Source organism: uncultured Campylobacter sp., assembly GCF_937980635.1.
Lineage (GTDB): Bacteria > Campylobacterota > Campylobacteria > Campylobacterales > Campylobacteraceae > Campylobacter_B.
In genome coordinates, this window is sequence record NZ_CALJPG010000024.1 from 1 (window position 1) to 18357 (window position 18357).

The window sequence follows — 18357 nt, forward strand, 5'->3', positions numbered from 1 at the left end:
TGGGGCGGGAAGGGGGCTTGAATTGCGAGGTCGCTCCCCTTCCCGCCCCAAAACCCCACCCATCCCCCGACGACGCTAGCGGTGCAGGCTGCGCCTGAGTTAAATTTTAACATCCAGATCCACGGGCTCGATCTGTAGCCCGCGCAGATCCGCGAGATGCTGCACCGCGGCGTCCGTTTCGGCGTTTTTTGGAAGCACGATATGAAAGCCGCGATCAAACGCCAAGAAAAAATTCTCACCGCCCGCAGCGATTCGATTTAGCGAGCGCGCGGCAAATTTCTCGCTTGCGCGCGGCTCGCCCTTCGAAAATGAAATTTCATCTTCGCCCGCGATAAATTCCATCTCTATGTTTGAGTCTTGCGCGAGCTTGGCGGAAGCCAGATGCTTTCTTAGCATGCGGCGGTAAAATTTCGGATAAAAAATAAGCCACGCCGCGCCCAAAATGACCGACGCTATGCTTGCAATCGGAGCCATCTTTAAAAGCCCGTCGATGATGATGCCAACGAGCAAAAACTCAAATGGTATGGCGTAGGTGCTGATGAGGCGCTGCTTGCGCGCCTTTTTGCTGTAAAGCAGCATAAATTTATTGAGGTTATCCACGTCGCGATTGGTGATACGTACTTTCATATTTTTCCTTTAATTTTTGCGTAATTGTAGCGAAGCCGCCTTAAATTTGCGTCTATTAACTTCCGTGAGATAAAATCCCGTTTTTAAAGGAGCGCCCGTGAAATCTCTATTAAAAATCAACGGATTTTTGCCGTTTTTGGCGATTATGTTTATCAACGCAAGCGTCGATCTGGGCCATAAGATCACGATCCAAAACGTCCTTGTTAAAAGCGCCGATTCGGGCGCTCTCATCGCTCTAACATCGCTTGTAAATTTGCTGATTTTGCTGCCTTATGTATTTCTTTTTAGCGCCAGCGGCTATCTCAACGATAAATTCTCGCGTACCCGCATTACGCGGATCTGCGCGAAACTCGGCGTCGCGCTTACCGCGCTCATTACGCTCGGCTATGCGTGCGGGTGGTTTTATTTCGCATTTTTTATGACGATCCTACTTGCGGCGCAAAGCGCGATCTACTCGCCCGCCAAATACGGCCTGATTAAAAAGATCGTCGGCGCGAAAAATTTAGGCGCGGCAAACGGCCTCGTGCAGGCTCTTACCATCATCGCGATTCTGCTTTCATCGCTTGTTTTTTCGGTGATTTTCGAGCTGTTTGCAGCTCGCAGCAGCGACGCGGGCGAGCTGATGAGCTCGGTTTGGTTCATCGGCGTGCTTTTGGTCGCGGGCTCCGTGCTTGAAACATACTACTCGTATAAAATTCCATTCTTCGACGCCGCGCAGCCGCAGGCGGAATTTAATAAAGATGACTATCTTAAGCTTCGCTATCTAAGGCAAAATTTAAATTTTGTGCTAAAAGACAAAAACGTCCTGCTCTGTACGCTAGGACTTTCGATGTTTTGGGCGGTCTCGCAGCTCGTGATCGCGACCTTCCCGGCTCACTACAAAGCTCTTAGCGGCAGCGACAACGTAATGGTGATCCAGGTGATCTTGGCGCTTAGTGCGATCGGAATCGCGCTAGGCTCGATCTTTGCGGGCAGCTACTGCAAAAAACATATCGAGCTCGGTATCGTGCCGTTCGGCGCATTCGGGCTCGCGCTCGCGCTAATGGTGTTAGCCAACGCGCACTCGGTATTTTGGCTCGGCACGGCATCGTTTTTCTTCGGATTTAGCGGCGGAATTTTCATCGTGCCGCTCAACGCCGTAATTCAGTTTTTTACCGCCGACGAGCGCATGGGGCGGGTGCTCGCGGGTTCAAATTTTATTCAAAACATCTTTATGGTGCTGTTTTTGCTCATCGCCATCATCTTGGTGCATTTTGCGGTCGCCAGCGGCGAAATCTTCGTTATGGCGGCACTGTGCGTGCTCATCTGCGGGATCTTCGGCGCGAAATATTTGCCGCAGCTTTTCGTTAGAATTTTACTCATTCCGTTTATGAAATTCGGCTATCAAGTCCACGTAGACGGCATCGAAAACATCCCGCAAAAAGGCGGCGTACTGCTTTTGGGCAATCACATCAGCTGGATCGATTGGGCGGTGGTACAGCTTGCATGCCCGCGCGGAGTGCGCTTTGTGATGCATCGCAGCTACTATGATCTGTGGTATTTGAAGTGGTTTTTTAAAATTTTCCGCGTCATTCCGATCGGAGCGGGCGTGAGCAAAAGCGCGATCGAAAGCATCCGCGAGGCGCTAAATGCTGGCGAAGTAGTCGGGCTCTTCCCAGAAGGCCACATCAGCTACAACGGTCGCATCGACGAGTTTCAAGCGGGCTTTGAGCTCGCCGCGCACGATACGAACTCCGTAATCGTGCCTTTTTATATCAGGGGGCTTTGGGGATCGACATTTTCGCGCGCCAGCGAACATTATAAAAGAACGATCTCGCAAAGCGGCAAAAACGCACTTCGCGTAAGCTTCGGCGCGCCGATTGAGGCAAATTCCAAGGCGCACGAGGTAAAGCGCGCGGTAACGGAGCTGTCGTTTTTCAGCTGGGGCAAATATCTCGCAAGCCTAAAGCCGCTTGCCTACAACTGGCTAAATCAAGCCAAAAGATCGCCTTTTAAGCGCGTAGCGGTCGATAGCACGGGAGCGAGCTTCACAAATTTAACGATGATGAGTGCCGTTTTGATACTTCGCAAAAGGTTAAAGAGTCGCATAAGCAGCGAGGAGAACGTCGGTATCATTTTGCCTAGCTCGGTCATCGCAAGCGCCGTAAATTTAACTCTTTTTGCGATGGGCAAAACGAGCGTAAATTTAAACTACACGCTAAGCGAAGAAAATTTAATCTACTGCGCGGATAAAGCGAATATCCGCACGATCATCAGCTCTCGAAAATTCGTAGAAAAGCTCAAATCAAAGGGCTTTGAGCTGGAAAGTTCGATCGGCGATCGGCTCGCGTATCTTGAAGATCTAAGCGAGGGCACCTCTAAAAACGAGCGCATAGCCTGCGCGCTAAAATCGCTGCTGATGCCTAAAATTTTATTTCGCGCGCTGTATTTTAAGCCGCACGCGATAGATGACGTAGCGACCATTTTATTTAGCAGCGGCAGCGAAGGAAAGCCTAAAGGCGTGGTTTTGACGCATAAAAATATAATGGCGAACGTCCGACAAATTTCGGAGCTCATAAATGCCACCGAGCACGACGCAATTTTAGCGTCGCTGCCGATCTTTCACTGCTTCGGGCTTACCGTAACGACGCTCTTTCCGCTAAACGACGGAATTTTAAGCATCCATGTGCCCGATCCTACGGATGCCTTCAGCGTCGGCAAGATGAGCGCGAAATACGGCGCTACGATAATGTTCGGCACGTCGACGTTTTTTAGGCTCTACACCAAAAATAAAAGGCTCAATCCGCTTATGCTAGCAAGCATCCGCCTAGCGATTGCGGGCGCGGAGAAGCTAAACGAAAACGTCCGCAAGGAATTTAAGATAAAATTCGGCATCGAAATTTACGAGGGCTACGGCACGACCGAGACTGCGCCGGTGGTGAGCGTAAATACGCCGAACGTCCTCGAGCCCGATTTTTTCAAAGAGCTTCACTTCAACCGCGAAAAGAGCGTCGGCTTACCGCTTGCGGGCACGGTCATAAAGATCACTGATCCCGCCTCGCTTCAGCCGCTGCCAAACGGGCAGGAGGGACTTATCTTGATCGGCGGGCATCAGGTTATGAAGGAATACTACGATGAGCCAGCCAAAACCACCGAGGCGATCGCGCAAATGGACGGCGTGCGCTACTACAAGAGCGGCGACATCGGCTATATCGACGACGACGGGTTTTTATTTATCACCGACCGCCTTTCGCGCTTTGCCAAAATCGGCGGCGAGATGATCAGCCTGGGCGCAGTAGAGAGCGCCGTGGGCGAAATTTTAGGCGAAAGCGCGATCTATTCGTGCGTAAACTTAAAAGACGAGAAAAAGGGCGAAAAGATCGCTCTGCTTTACGTGGGCGAGGCGAGCGAGGATGAAATTTCGCGCCGCCTGAAGGACTCCACGCTGGCGCCGATAATGCAACCAAGCGTCGTGAAAAAAGTAGAGCAAATCCCGGTGCTAGGCAGCGGCAAGGTAAATCTCAAAGCAGTAAAGGATCTGGCGATAGAGCTCGGGCTGTAAATTTAAGCCTTAAATTTGCGTTCTAAATTTTAAATTTACGCCTTGCTGCATTATTTGCGCGAAGCAGCGCAAAGAGCAAAATTTCTCTTTTAAATTTATGCTTTGTCGCGCCACAGGGTTTTACGGTTTTTCGTTCCTAGCGGCGGGGTTATGCTACGGTTTATTTAAAGAACGACAGCTGCACGCGATTGTGGCGTTAAATTTATGCTAAATTTTGCAGAGGTGAGCTGCTGCTGTCCCACGATTTTTCGCGGTCGCAGTGCCAAATATGCTAAATTTTGCTAGCAGACGGCAGCCGCTTGCTGCGTAGATAGATAAAATTCCTGCATAAGGTACCCGGCGAAATTTCATAACAGAGCTGCGACGAGAATTTTAACGGTGTGCGCGTGGAAATAAATTTAAATGGCGTATGTGCGGCGAGAAATTTTAGCGACGATGCCGCTCGCTTCGCTTTTTATAAAATTTGTAAATTTTATCTCCCGAACGTTCGCCGATTACGCCGATGAAGTTTATAAATCCGCTTGCGCTATGCAAACTCTCGGCTTTGTCCTTCCTCCGCCGTCGCGGCGGCTAAATTTTATCTACTCGCGCGCTACTACGTGCGCCTCGAAGTCGGTCTGTATTTACACTAGCGCAAAATATCGCACAGCCAAATTTAAAAGATAAATTTCATTCTCGCAGATTAAAATTTTAAAATTTCAAAGCCTTTTAAATTTAACCGAAGTCGGCAGAGCTTAAATTTTAAAAAGATCTAAGCTTTAATGATTTTAAAAAAGATGAAAGCGCCGCGAAGCGCACGCTCCGCGGCAAATTTAAAGGAGGACTATTTAAAAGATGGAGCGATCTGCGCTACCCACGCTTCGATACGGCTCTCGGTGAGATCGCTTTGATTGTCATTGTCTAGCGCGAGGCCAACGAATTTGCCGTCCACTACGGCCTTGCTCTCGTCAAATTCATATCCGTCGGTAGGCACTGCGCCTACGATATTTGCACCCGCTTTTTTGAAGTTGTCGTATAGCTCGCGCATTGCGTTGCAGTAGGCGTCGCTGTAGCTTGAGCTATCGCCCATACCAAAAATCGCGACGGTCTTGCCTGAGACATCAAGGGCTGAGAAATCAAAGCCCGCCCAGTCGTCCTGCAGCTCGCCGTCGTTCCATGTGGAGCTGCCGATGATGAGCGCAGTGTATTTATTTAGATCTGTAGGCGCGATGTCCGCGACGTTTTTTAGCTCGTTTTCTATGCCTAGCTTTTCGGAGATCAGCTTCGCGGCGTCCTCGGTATTGCCCATCGAGCTTCCAAAAATAATTCCAACCATTTGGTATCCTTTTAATAAATTTTGTCGGTAAGCTTGTATGGTACTAATTTCATAATGAAATTTCCCTTAAAGCATTCGCTTTTTATCTCGACGTGGCGGTTAAAATTTTCATTTTTTGGATATACAAGATACACGGCGTCGATGTTTGCTCCGCGACAAAGCTCTAGCGCTTTTTTTATATCATTATCATAAATGGCTGGATTTTGAGGTAGAATTTTTTTAAAGCTCGTAACCACGCCTAGGCTAAAACCGCTCTTGCGAACTACGATGAGCTCGCCCGATTTGCCCACAAGTTGCAGCTGTGCGCCTGCATTGCGAAGCGCGATTTTGCAAAACACGAAATTGCGAAATGCATCGTCTCCGTTTGGCAGCACGCCGCTACGCAAGCTCACGATTGCGCGAGTTAGCTTATAAGCAGGCTTAGCGGCAAATATGGGCAGCGGCATGCCGCGCAGATAAGCAAAGATTATCGCGTTATCCGCTGCGCAAAATTTCACGGCGGGCTTGAAACGGTAAATTTTACGAGCTCCGCGCCCAAGTTCGGAGGTGATAAAATTTAAAAATGCCGCTCGAAATTGCATCTCGCCCTGCAAATACTTGGACGGAATTCTATAATCCGCATTAACATTAAAATTATATAGAGCCAGCATCGCCCGCGCTCGCGAAGCCGCATCATAATCCCGCAGCGCCTCTGGCGCAATCTCGCGCCCGTTCGCATCAAAACCAAAAATTGCGCCGCAAAAGAATTTTTTATTAAAAGCTTCGGCATTTAAAATTTCATCATCAATAAGCTCGTTATCGCGCCGCAGATCCGCTTTTTGGCGTTTTTCGCGCGCCGCGATATCTCGTTTTGGCGCGGCAATATCTCGTAACAAAGCTGATTTCTCGTCCGAACGCTTAGCGCAGAAAAAATTCTTTTGCACTAAGTCAGTGTCGTAAAAAGCCTTCGCTGTCAAATTCCTATTTGCGCCGCCCTTTTGCGCACTCTTTACAGCATGCGGCTTAGAGGCATTACAATTAAGCGCGCCCAATTTACCACTTGAAAACTTTTTAAATTTGCCGCTAAATTTCTTATTTTCGGCGTACGCAAAGCAAGTAGCGTTAAATTTGTTAGAATTTAAAAAATCCTTGGAATTTAGCTCGCCAGCTTCATAGTCGTAAGCATTTGATTGCGACGCAGTGCGCGATTTTTTAACCGCTTGCCTGGACTTGTCGTCACTACTTAAATTCCTTGGAATTTTAATCATCTTCGCAAGGTCTGCAACCGAATTCTTGATTTAAATTAAAAACCTTACAGTATTCGCAAAATACGCAGCTAACGCTTCTTTTAGCGCATACGAGCGGTATTTTGCGCTTTTTTACTTCGCCTTTGATCTTTTTCATCGTATTGTGGTTTAAAAAGCTCGTAAGCATAACGACGCACTCCGTATCCTGTGGGATCGGCTTGCGATTTACGCGATTTTCGTTTCGTGCATCCCAGTGCTCGATGTTACTCGCGCCAAGATCCTTTAAAACCGCCTTAATGGGCGTAATTTCATCTGCTCCTATAACTAAAACGTTCATTTCATCCCCTTTTATGATTGATAGTCGTTATTATAACAGAGAAAGATTAAATTTAACTGATAATGTATATAAAAATTTGAAATTATAAGCCGGAATTTTACCGGCTCATATTTGATATTTACTCGCTTAAAGCTAGACTTACTGCCGCATCGATGTGGATCTGCGTAGTATCAAATAGCCACGCGGCGGTATCTGCTTGCGATACGAGCAGCCCGATCTCCGTGCAGCCCAGTATCACGCCCTGCGCGCCGCGAACTCTAAGCCCTTCAATGATCTGCAAAAATTTCTCTTTGGAGTGCGGTAAAATTTTACCAAAGCAAAGCTCATCAAAAATTACTTCGTTTACCGCCTCCATTTCGTCTGCATTCGGTACGAGCACCTCTACGCCGCCATCTATCAAGCGCTGTTTGTAAAAATCCTGCGTCATCGTGTAGATCGTGCCGAGCAGCCCTACTTTTTGCACGCCATGCTTTCGCAGCTCATTTAGCGTAGCGTCCGCGATATGTACGAAGGGCACGGAGATGGCGGCATTTATCGCCTCGTAGCACTTATGCATCGTGTTGGTGCAAAGAAAAATATAATCCGCGCCGCCGCCTTGCAAAATCCGCGCGTGACGAGCTAAAATTTCGCCCGCCCTGCCCCACTCATTATCTCTTTGACACCGCTCGATCTCGTCAAAATTTAGACTGCTTAGCAGGATTTCGCCGCTACTTAGCCCGCCTAGACACTCGTTAATTTTGCGATTGATCCCATCATAATAGGTAATCGTAGATTCGTAACTCATGCCGCCGATTAGTCCGATTTTTTTCATGGATTTCTCTTTTAAAATTTTATACGGAATTTTATGCAGTCCCGGGAAATTTAATAAAATTCCGGATTGCAAAATTTGCAGAGCCGGAATTTCAACAAATAGCCGCAAAGCTTAAGCATTCTCGCTCGCGGCGTCCGTAGAGGCAACCTCATCGCCGAAATCGGCATTCGCAAGGCGTTTTAGCTGGCGATAACGTCTCATCGCGTCGGCTTTGTTTGCCTCATAAAGCTTGCCCGCGTGCTCAGGATCGATCTTTTTAAGCGCGTTGTAGCGCACCTCGTTTAGCAAAAATTCCTCATAAAGGCTCCAATCGGGCTCTTTGGATGAAATTTTAAGCGGATTTTTGCCCTCCGTCGCAAGTCGCGGATCAAAGGTGTAGGTCGGCCAATAGCCGCATTTGCTCGCAAGCTCGGCTTGATCGCCGGAGCTGCCCATGCCGCCTTTGATACCGTGCGCGATACACGGCGAATACGCGATAATGAGACTAGGTCCCGGGTAAGCCTCCGCCGCCATGATCGCCTTTATCGTCGCGGCTTGGTTTGCGTTGGAATTTACCTGCGCGACGAAGATGTTGCCGTAGGTCATCGCGATCTGACCGAGGTCTTTTTTCTGAACGCGCTTGCCGCCTGCCGTAAACTGCGCGATCGAGCCGCGACGGCTAGCTTTAGAGCTCTGCCCGCCCGTATTTGAGTAAACCTCGGTATCCAGCACCAGCACGTTTACGTCCTCGCCGGTAGCTAGCACGTGATCGAGCCCGCCGTAGCCGATGTCGTAAGCCCAGCCGTCGCCGCCAATGATCCACTGCGATTTTTTGTTTAGATACTGCTTTAGTTCTAAAATTTCACAAACCCCGGGCGCGTCCAAATTTTGTTCTAGTAGCGGCACCAGCCTATCTCTAATCTGAGCGGATTTTAGCGTATCGTCTCTATTTTCGATCCAGTCGTGATAGAGCGCCTTTAGCGCGTTTGGCACGCTTGAGAGCGAGCCTAGCATTAGATCTTCGATCTTATGGCGCAGCGTCTCGCTTGCGATCTTCATTCCCAGCCCAAACTCGGCGTTATCCTCAAAAAGCGAGTTCGCCCACGCGACGCCGCGGCCGTTCTCGTCCTTGCGGTACGGCATCGAAGGCGCCGATCCGCCGTAGATCGAGCTGCAGCCCGTGGCGTTGGCTACAATCATATGATCGCCGAAAAGTCGCGTGATCAGCGTGATGTACGGCGTCTCGCCGCAGCCCGGGCACGCGCCGTGAAATTCAAAATACGGGCGCGCAAAACCCACGCCCTTGACGCTTGATCTGTCCATCAAATCATCTTTGTATCTTACGTGCTCGAATAAAAAGTCTGCGCTTTCTTGCTCGCCCTTCGCGAGTTCTTCTTCAAGCGGCACCATGACGAGCGATTTTTCCTTGCTCGGGCAGTTTTCGGCGCAAAGCGCGCAGCCCGTACAATCTAGCGGGCTTACTTGGATCTTATATTTTAACCCCTTCAGCTCCTTGCCCTTGGCTTCTAGTAGGTGATCTTTTAAATTTAAAGGAGCGGCGACCTCGTCCTTTTCGTCTAGCAAAAACGCCCTGATTACGGCGTGCGGGCAGACAAAGGCGCACTGGTTGCACTGTATGCAGTTTTGCTCGATCCATTTAGGCACCATGACGCCCACGCCGCGTTTTTCAAATCGCGTCGTGCCCGCGTCAAACCCGCCGTCCTCGTGCCCTAAAAACGCCGACACCGGCAAGCTATCACCGCGCGCTGCGTTCATCGGTTTTACGATCTTTTCTATAAATTCGTCGCCCTTGTATTTGTCGTCCGCGCCCGCTGGGTCGTCCTTTAAATTTGCCCACGCGGGATCGATCGCTACCTGCACTAAAGAGTCCGCTCCCCTATCGATCGCGTCGCAGTTCATCGCCACGACCACTTCGCCCTTTTTGGAGTAGGTTTTCTTGGCGTATTCCTTCATATAGCTCTGCGCCTGCTCGAACGGAATGATGCCGCTGAGCTTGAAAAACGCCGATTGCATGATTGTGTTCGTACGGCCTCCGAGCCCTATATCGCGCGCTAGCTTGGTGGCATTTAGGATGTAAAATTTTACCCGTCTGGCAGCTAGAATTTTTTTAACCTTATTCGGAAGCTTTGCCGCCGTCTGTTCGGCATCCCATATGGAATTTAAAAGGAAGGTGCCTCCCTCTCGGATGCCCCCGATGACGTCGTAGATATCCAGATACGCAGCGACCGAGCAGGCGACGAAATGCGGATTTGAGACGAGATAGGTCGAGCGGATCGGTCTTTTGCCGAAGCGTAGGTGCGAGCGCGTGTAGCCGCCAGATTTTTTGCTATCGTAGGCGAAATACGCCTGCGCGTAAAGATCGGTTTTGTCGCCGATGATTTTGACGGAATTTTTATTCGCACCCACGGTGCCGTCCGCGCCGAGGCCATAAAACAGACACTCGGTCTCATCCTCGTAGCCGAGCGAAATTTTATCTCCCACGGGTAGAGATAGATGCGTCACGTCGTCGTCGATGCCGATCGTAAAGCCGTTTTTAGGCTCGTCCGCCTTTAAATTTTCATACACGGCGATTAGCTGCGCGGGATCGACATCCTTGGAACTTAGGCCGTAGCGACCGCCCACGATAAGCGGGGCGTCCTCGCGCCCGTAAAATGCGGCTTTTATGTCCAGATACAGAGGCTCGCCGAGGCTGCCCGGCTCCTTCGTGCGATCGAGCACGGCGATTTTACGCACGCTTTTAGGCATCGCGGCGAAGAGATATTTGAGGCTGAAAGGCCTGTAGAGATGCACTTTTAGCACGCCTACCTTCTCGCCCTTCGCGTTTAGATGATCGACCACCTCCTCAAGGGCTTGATTGACCGAGCCCATCGCGACGATCACGCGCTGCGGCTCGCTTGCGCCGTAATAGACGAAAGGCGCATACGACCGCCCCGTGATCTTTGAAATTTCGCTCATATACTCCGCAACGATGTCCGGAAGCGCGTCATAAAATTTATTGACTAGCTCGCGCGTTTGAAAATACACGTCGTCGTTTTGCGCCGTGCCGCGAGTTTTAGGATGCTCGGAGCTTAGCGCGTCCTCTCTAAATTTACGTACGGCCTCGCGATCCAGCAAGCGATCAAACTCGGCATAGTCCATCACCTCAATCTTTTGAATTTCATGGCTCGTGCGAAATCCGTCGAAAAAGTGCAAAAACGGCACTCGCCCCTTAATCGCCGCAAGATGCGCGATACCGCCCAGATCCATCACCTCTTGCACGCTGTCGCTTGCAAGCATCGCAAAACCGCTTTGGCGACAGGCGTAGACATCTTGATGATCGCCGAAAATGGAGAGCGCCTGCGCCGCAAGCGCGCGCGCCGCGACGTGAATAACGCCCGGAAGCATCTGGCCCGCGATCTTGTACATATTTGGAATTTTTAGCAAAAGCCCCTGCGATGCGGTGTAAGTCGTCGTAAGCGCGCCCGCTTGGAGTGAGCCGTGCACGGTGCCCGCCGCGCCGCCTTCGCTTTGCATCTCGACTACTTTAACGGGCATGCCGAAGAGGTTCTTTTTGCCCTGCGACGCCCAAATATCGGTGTAATCCGCCATAGGCGAGCTAGGCGTGATCGGATAGATGCCCGCGACCTCGGTGAAGGCGTATGAGACGTAAGCCGCAGCCTCGTTTCCGTCCATCGTTTTCATAACTTTTGCCATTTTTCGTCCTTTGGAATTATCAAATTTCGCTAATTTTACATATTTATTGCTTAAAAATTTAAATGCTTCGCAAACCGAATAAAATTCTAAAGCTTTATCACAGCAGGCGGGCTACAAGCGCAATCTGCGGGCGGTTTGAGACGAGCCTTGAGGACGATTTGAGACGGGCTCTTTCGCCGCTTTGAAAATAAAATTTTGCGTACTTTAAGCGCAGATCGCGAGCAGTGGGTAGAGATTAAATGCAAATTTAGCCGTCTGACTTAAAATTCTAACCTAAATATCAAATGACGGGAATGCGCGAAAATTAAGAAATTTAAAAATGCACATACCACAAAATGGGGGAAGTCTCATATCGTTAACAAGGCCTGGGTGATAAAATTTAGCCACTACAAAGCCTCAACCGCTATACACATCCAAACTCGACGTAGCGAAATTTTATTTATGGCTTATAACATCGCAGCATATAAAATTTCAGCGCATTCTGCTAAATATAAGGAATTTTACTGCCTCCTGCCGAGTGCAGCGCAAATTTCATTTTAAATTTTCATTAATTGATCGCTACGTGAATTCTACCACACGCGACTTTGCGTTTTGAGCGTAAATTCTATTTCCGCAAGCTACGCGGAGGTTAAATTTAGCTATAATCCCCCGCTTAGATTTAGCACGGAACGTGGCACGTATATACGGCGCGCAAAATTTTAAAATTTCAAAACGCAGCTCGCGCAAAAACCGCTAAATATGCTAAACTTAAAGCCAAATTTAAAAAGCTCAAAAAAGGAAAGCCGATGAACGTCCATAAAATCGCTTACACGAGAGTTATTGCGCTGGCGTTTGCCGCCTTTATTTTTAACACGACTGAATTTATCCCCGTGGCGCTGTTAAGCGACATCGCGGCGGATTTTAGCATGGACGTTACGAGCACGGGGCTAATCATCACAATCTACGCGTGGGCGGTGAGCATCCTTTCGCTGCCGCTGATGCTGCTAACCTCGAAGCTCGAGCGCAAGAGGCTGCTTTTGCGACTTTTCGTGCTATTTACGCTAAGCCACGTCCTGGCCGCCATTGCGTGGAATTTTGCCGTTTTGGTAATCGCGCGCCTTGGCATCGCGATTTCGCACGCGATCTTTTGGTCGATCACCTCATCGCTCGTCGTGCGCCTAGCGCCGATAAATAAAGGCTCGCAGGCTATCGGCATGCTGGCTTTGGGCACTTCGCTTGCGATGGTTTTGGGGCTTCCTTTGGGGCGCGTGGTCGGCGAGCTTTTCGGCTGGAGGATTACGTTTTTCGCAATCGGCGCGCTTGCGGCGGCGGAGGCGCTGTTTCTTTGGAAAATTTTACCGTTTTTGCCAAGCCGCCGCGCGGGCTCTCTTGCGAGCTTGCCGATGCTAGCAAGGCGCCCGATGTTGCTTGCTTTGTATCTGCTGACGTTTTTGATCGTAGGCGCGCATTTTACGACCTACAGCTACGTCGAGCCATTCGTGGCGAAATTTAACCCCGCAGGCGATCACTTCGTAACCTACGTCCTGCTTGCGTTCGGTGCTTCTGGCATTCTTGCTAGCGTGCTTTTTTCGAAGCTTTATCGCCATTTTCCAAACGCTTTTTTGATCTGCGCGATTCTCTTTATCCTAGCTTCGGTGCTGACGTTAAAAGCTTTTGTCAAAAATGACGCGGCGCTGCTGCTCGCAGCTTTCGTCTGGGGAGTGGGAATTTTTGGCTTTGGGCTTTGTTTGCAGATTAGGGTTTTGGCGCTAGCTCCCGACGCTACCGACGTCGCGATATCGATTTACTCGGCGATTTACAACGTAGGCATCGGCGGCGGAGCGCTTTTAGGACATCAGATCGCAACGAGATTCGGGCTTTGGCACATAGGCGAGGCGGGCGCGATACTGGGCGCGCTAGGGCTTGCAAGCTACCTCTACGCAAGCGTGAAATTCGCACAGAAAAATAGCACGCGCAAAAATTAAAGGTAGCCCAAAATAACACAAGAAATTCTACGAGCTATTTATTTCACTTGAAAACCTCGCTAATCACGGCAAAAGATTGAGGCGGGTTAGATAAAAACCTATAACACCTATCAAAGAAGTATTTATTAATGTGTGCTTCATGAATATCTTAAATAAAATGAGAGTGAAGGCATTATGTTATTGCTCGTACTATTATTTTTTATAAGAGATTTTTAAAGGTTTTGTTATTATCTTTCTGCTATCATAAATTATATTTATTTATGGAGGTATTGATATGAAGAGTTTTGATACGAAAGTCACATTTCAATCAATAAAAAACGATATCAAACCGTCTGATTCGGCCATCATAGAAGCGGTTGCAAATACCATTGATGCCGAAAGTAAAAATATTTATGTAAATTTGTATGAAAATATTGATAATAGCGGAGTGTTTGATCATACTTATTATAGTATAGATATAGCTGATGACGGATTAGGAATACCTACTGATGATAACGAATTTGAAGAAGTTTTTTGTCAATACAAAGTCTCTACTAAACATGAAAAAACTAATTACGGAAAAAGAGGCAGGGGAAGATATACGTATCTTACTCTAACAAATAATCCTAACGATATTAATATTTTTGTCGTTAGAAGTAATGTGACGCACAGGATTACATTTGATTGCAAAGATAAAAGAAGTATAGCAATTATAAAAGATGTTTTTAATGGTAAAATAGATACTAAAATTAGCAATAGTTTTACAACATTAATACAATTTAAGAATATTTTGACAAGTTATTTTGATGTAGAGAAACACACAAAAGAAGCTTATGTCGAATGCATAAAAAACGAGCTTATATCATATTTTGCCGATAGAATAGCCTCGCATAGTACAAAAATATACGTTAACGATGAATTATTGGAGATAAAAAATTTTATAGAAAAACAAATAGAAAGCAAAATCGCTGTTCCGAACAAAGATCTTGAGTGCCATTTTAATGTCGATTTTTATATATGGAATGATAGAGTTAAACTAAAATCAGATAGACAAAAGCATATATTATTTTTAGACGATAAAGGTGCGCTAAAAGGCATAGCGCCGTCAGGTAAAAACAAATTATCTTTCCCTGGTTTTAAACAAAATCATTCCATAATAGTGAAATCAAAGTATTTTACAGATAAAGACTATATTGACGGTCAGGATGATTATGATAATGTTTTTACTGATTGTATTATAAAAAATTTAAGAGTACAAATAGCCCAAAAATTAGAAAATATATTATTTAGTATTTATAAAGACAATATTGGCGAATTTTCAAATGACTACCTTAAATTTTTAAATTTAAGCAAGGATGAAATTACCGAAAATACATATCAAGCCATTATGCTTCCGTTTATAGACAAAATTGGCAACAAAAATTTATCCGATGAAGTTAAGCAAATTATCGTAAAATTAGTTGATATTTTACTTAAAGAAGCCCCCGATAATTATATAGATAATGTAGTGACGATATTAAACCTAAACCAGCAAGATAGTGAAAAGCTCAGATATATAGAGGCCAATTATGGGATAATAAAGGCGATATCTGAAAAAGAAAAATATATTAGTAGAATAGATTTTTTAAATAGATTATCGGAATTAGTAAATGGTAAGAAAAATAGAGCAGTAAAAGAACGAACTATGCTTCATCATATTATAGATAAGCATCTTTGGATATTTGACGAAAAATTTGAAAATATTGATAGAAACAATTTTGCTAGTGATGAATCATTGAAAAAGATATTAGAAAATGAGAAATTTTTTCGTTTCGATTCTGGCGAGCTTGAACAAATTATAAGCAGTCATGATGTAAAGAAAATTCCGGACATATTCATCCCTATCTTTGCTAATGACACCATTTATATAATAGAACTTAAAAAGCCGGGCATTGCAATAAATCCAAAAATATTAGAAGAAGTTAGAACGAAATATGTTAGAACGCTTAAAGAAATTAACAAAAAATATGACAATAGCACAAAAAAGAAAATATATGCAATTGCAGTATCGGATACAAAAAACAAAAACATTTATACTATAGGAAATATAAATAGCGATGGTTTTACAATAATACCTAAAAGTTGGGATGAAATCATTACTAATGCGAGATTAAGATGTAATGAAAAAATAGACATTTTAAACCATAAAATCAAAACCAGTAAATGGAAGGATTTGGAAAGTTTTGTTTTGGATCATAACTAATGTTTTAGCTCCTCAAATTCAATCTCCATCTAATAATTTATCAATATTTAACCTATAACTCACGCCTTAATACTAAATTTGCTTGACTCCAACCCCACTATTCTGTTAAATTTTAGCTCCACTTACTTTATTTATACCCCCACCGCGTGATCGAATCGCCCAAAGCCACCACGACGCTGCCGGCCGGTAGCAGGCGTTTTTTGCCCTTGTCGCCGCAAGCCGCGATAAATAGCGCAACGAGCGCGACAAGTAATATTATGTAAAATTTTCTCATAAAAGCTCCATTAAATGTTTATTTCGCCGCTTTTGCGGTAAATTTATGAAACGCAAACTGTGTCGCGACAAATTTAACCGCCGCGCGGGGAAACTCGCTCAAATTTATAAATTCGCTAAATTTAAGATGCAAGCCGTCACGCATGAGAGCTCGCTAAAACTTAAAATTTAGCGCAAATTTTAGCAGGTTTCGTGTCGCTGTCCGCAGCGGCGTTTGTCGCTTCGCCGCCCGATATTAACCGCCCGTCAACGTATCCATCTATCCAAAGCTCTTAAATTTGCCCCTCGTTATAGCGCTAAATTTTAAAATTTAGTGGCAAGGCGTAAAAATTTAAGGCGTAGAATTTAAAGCGCGGGCCGCCTAAATTTAACTACTTTATAAACCCGACCTGCGGTAAAATTTCAGCTAGCGCCGCGTCCTTTTTCTCGTTAAATTTGACCTTGTTTTGCTCAAAAAGATTATTTCCGTGCGCGTCAATCGAGACGATGAGCGGGCCAAACTCCTTCACGCGACACTTCCACAGCGTCTCGGGCATCCCAAGCTCTGTCCAGTCCGCGCTCTCGATCTGCTTGACCTGCGTCGCGGCGACCACCGCGCAGCCCGCCGGAAATACGCAGTGTATCGCGCCAAACTCCTTACATCCGCTCATCGTGCCTTCGCCCATGCCGCCTTTGCCCACTATCAGGCGCACGCCCGTTTTAGCGATAAATTCTCGCTCGAATTTCTCCATCCGCATGCTAGTCGTAGGCCCCACGGAGACCATCTCGAAGCACTCTTTGCCACCATCGTCCGTTTTTCTAATGATCGGTCCCGCGTGCAGGATCGCGCCGCCCCTGATATCTAGCGGCAGCTCGCGGCCCTCCTGCACGACGCGTCTGTGCGGCACGTCGCGGCAGGTGACGATGTGTCCGCTGAGGTATATCACGTCGCCGATCTTGATATCCGCTAGGTCCTCTGCGCTGATCGGCGTGGTTAAAATTTTCTTACTCATAGCGCGAACTCCTTGTGCGATTTTACGTCGAAATTTAGCTCAGTGTCCCAGACGATATGGCCTTTGCGGTGCGACCAGCAGCCCACGTTTACGGCGACGGCGATGACGCTTGGGTGGCGGGCGCAGTTTTCGATATGCACGCCCATGACCGAGCTTGCGCCGCTCATGCCTTGCGGGCCTAGGCCGATTTTATTGATGCCATCTTCGAGTAGCTTTTCGGTTAGCGCGGCTCGGTCGTTTGGATTGTGCGAGCCTAGCGGTCTCATAAGCGCTTTTTTAGATAGTAGCGACGCCACGTCGATCGAGGTGCCCACGCCCACGCCGACTAGCAGCGGCGGACAGGCATTTATGCCGTAGCTGGTCATTATGTCCATGACGAATTTCACGACCCCCTCGTAGCCCATGCCAGGCATCAGCACGGTCGCCTTGCCGGGCAGACTACAGCCGCCGCCCGCCATATAGGTGTGTATCTCGCACTCGCTGCTACCCGGCACGATCTCCCAAAATACGCTCGGCGTGCCCTTGCCGACGTTTTTGCCGGTGTTATACTCGTCAAATGTCTCGACGCTGTTGTGACGCAGCGGAGCCTCGCGCGTCGCTCGCAGTACGGTCTCTCGCAGCAGCTCCTCAAGCTCGCCGATGAGCGGGAAGTTCGCGCCGCAGCGCACGAAAAACTGGATCACGCCCGTATCCTGACAGGACGGACGGTCTAGCTGCTTAGCTAGGCGCTGGTTTTCAAACATCGTTTTGTAGATCTCCTTCGCTAGCGGCTGCGTCTCGCGTTCGCTAAGCTCCCGCAGCTTCGCCGTCACGTCGTCAGGCAGCACCTTGCCCGTGTAGCCGACGAATTTCGCCATGACCTCGGTCATCTTTTGCACGGCTTTTTGTTTATCCATCGCTTCTCCTTTTTTCAAATTTTTCATACACGCCCGCTAGGACGCAGCCCGCAGCGTAGCACAGCAGGTCGGCAAGATCAAACGTCCCGCCGATCATTACTTTTAAAATTTTATTTTCTATGCCTAAAATTTGCACTGCGCCAAAATACTGCGCGAGCTCCAAAGCCGCCGCAAATGCGAAAATTTTAAGCGGCAAATTTAAAGGCGGCTCGCTAAAAACAGCCCGCGCCAAAGCATAAAGCAAGATGACAGCCAAAACGTCACCCGCGTAGTGGCGCACGAAGCCGCCCTTTACGCAGGTCGCGATGTAAATTTCAGCCGCTAAAATCAAAACCGCCGCGGCCAAAAACGCTAGCCTCGTCCGCGCGCTTTGCCTTGTTTGCGCCTTTTTCGCGCCCTTCGGCCTAGCCTTTCGCTCGTTTAAATTTTCCTCTCGCAACGCTTTCCTTTTAAATTTAGCC

At 47.6% G+C, this 18357-nt stretch carries 15 protein-coding genes; 5 read left to right on the forward strand and 10 right to left on the reverse strand.

Features of this window, described 5'->3' with window-relative positions; translation table 11 throughout:
* Positions 1-99: 99 nt before the first annotated feature.
* A complete protein-coding gene (locus Q0460_RS07155; RefSeq protein ID WP_299086123.1) occupies positions 100-627 on the reverse strand; it encodes a hypothetical protein in 528 nt (175 codons plus the stop codon).
* Positions 628-724: 97 nt separating this feature from the next.
* Between Q0460_RS07155 and Q0460_RS07160 the strand changes: the two genes are divergently transcribed.
* Positions 725-4168 (forward strand): acyl-[ACP]--phospholipid O-acyltransferase, encoded by a 3444-nt coding sequence (locus Q0460_RS07160; RefSeq protein ID WP_299086124.1) that lies wholly within the window; start codon positions 725-727, stop codon positions 4166-4168.
* Positions 4169-4991: 823 nt separating this feature from the next.
* Here the strand turns inward: Q0460_RS07160 and fldA are convergent.
* The 5 genes from fldA to nifJ all read right to left on the reverse strand — a co-directional run bounded on the left by fldA (position 4992) and on the right by nifJ (position 11550).
* Positions 4992-5483, reverse strand: coding sequence for a flavodoxin FldA (fldA, locus tag Q0460_RS07165; RefSeq protein ID WP_299086125.1), 492 nt, complete (start codon positions 5481-5483; stop codon positions 4992-4994).
* A gap of 11 nt (positions 5484-5494) precedes the next feature.
* Positions 5495-6730, reverse strand: a complete 1236-nt coding sequence (locus Q0460_RS07170; RefSeq protein WP_299086126.1) for a hypothetical protein — start codon at positions 6728-6730, stop codon at positions 5495-5497.
* On the reverse strand, positions 6723-7046 hold the full coding sequence (locus tag Q0460_RS07175; RefSeq protein ID WP_005870807.1) for a DUF2325 domain-containing protein: 324 nt from the start codon (positions 7044-7046) through the stop codon (positions 6723-6725). The genes Q0460_RS07170 and Q0460_RS07175 overlap by 8 nt, the downstream gene beginning before the upstream one ends.
* A gap of 118 nt (positions 7047-7164) precedes the next feature.
* Positions 7165-7857: an aspartate/glutamate racemase family protein gene (locus Q0460_RS07180; protein WP_299086127.1), complete on the reverse strand. Its 693-nt coding sequence runs from the start codon at positions 7855-7857 to the stop codon at positions 7165-7167.
* A 111-nt stretch (positions 7858-7968) separates the two neighbouring features.
* The gene (gene nifJ, locus Q0460_RS07185) at positions 7969-11550 is read right to left on the reverse strand and encodes a pyruvate:ferredoxin (flavodoxin) oxidoreductase (protein ID WP_299086128.1); all 3582 of its coding nucleotides are present in this window, start codon (positions 11548-11550) and stop codon (positions 7969-7971) included.
* A gap of 369 nt (positions 11551-11919) precedes the next feature.
* Between nifJ and Q0460_RS07190 the strand changes: the two genes are divergently transcribed.
* The 3 genes from Q0460_RS07190 to Q0460_RS07200 all read left to right on the forward strand — a co-directional run bounded on the left by Q0460_RS07190 (position 11920) and on the right by Q0460_RS07200 (position 15735).
* A complete protein-coding gene (locus Q0460_RS07190; protein WP_299086129.1) occupies positions 11920-12090 on the forward strand; it encodes a hypothetical protein in 171 nt (56 codons plus the stop codon).
* Between the two features lie 245 nt (positions 12091-12335).
* Positions 12336-13514 carry a sugar transporter gene (locus Q0460_RS07195; RefSeq protein ID WP_299086130.1) on the forward strand — a complete coding sequence of 393 codons (1179 nt, stop codon included), beginning with the start codon at positions 12336-12338 and terminating at the stop codon, positions 13512-13514.
* A gap of 274 nt (positions 13515-13788) precedes the next feature.
* Positions 13789-15735 (forward strand): ATP-binding protein, encoded by a 1947-nt coding sequence (locus Q0460_RS07200; protein WP_299086131.1) that lies wholly within the window; start codon positions 13789-13791, stop codon positions 15733-15735.
* A gap of 127 nt (positions 15736-15862) precedes the next feature.
* Here the strand turns inward: Q0460_RS07200 and Q0460_RS07205 are convergent, their stop codons facing one another.
* Positions 15863-16009, reverse strand: coding sequence for a hypothetical protein (locus Q0460_RS07205; protein ID WP_299086132.1), 147 nt, complete (start codon positions 16007-16009; stop codon positions 15863-15865).
* A gap of 45 nt (positions 16010-16054) precedes the next feature.
* Between Q0460_RS07205 and Q0460_RS07210 the strand changes: the two genes are divergently transcribed.
* Positions 16055-16180, forward strand: coding sequence for a hypothetical protein (locus tag Q0460_RS07210; protein ID WP_299086133.1), 126 nt, complete (start codon positions 16055-16057; stop codon positions 16178-16180).
* 199 nt (positions 16181-16379) lie between these two features.
* Here the strand turns inward: Q0460_RS07210 and ttdB are convergent, their stop codons facing one another.
* Genes ttdB through Q0460_RS07225 form a run of 3 tightly spaced genes read right to left on the reverse strand, consistent with a single transcriptional unit; the run spans position 16380 to position 18335 of the window.
* Complete coding sequence (ttdB, locus tag Q0460_RS07215; RefSeq protein WP_299086134.1) at positions 16380-17000, reverse strand: L(+)-tartrate dehydratase subunit beta; 621 nt, start codon at positions 16998-17000, stop codon at positions 16380-16382.
* Positions 16997-17896 (reverse strand): L(+)-tartrate dehydratase subunit alpha, encoded by a 900-nt coding sequence (gene ttdA, locus Q0460_RS07220; RefSeq protein ID WP_299086135.1) that lies wholly within the window; start codon positions 17894-17896, stop codon positions 16997-16999. Before ttdA ends, ttdB begins: the two co-directional genes overlap by 4 nt.
* The gene (locus Q0460_RS07225) at positions 17889-18335 is read right to left on the reverse strand and encodes a DUF2809 domain-containing protein (protein WP_299086136.1); all 447 of its coding nucleotides are present in this window, start codon (positions 18333-18335) and stop codon (positions 17889-17891) included. The genes ttdA and Q0460_RS07225 overlap by 8 nt, the downstream gene beginning before the upstream one ends.
* Positions 18336-18357 lie beyond the last annotated feature (22 nt).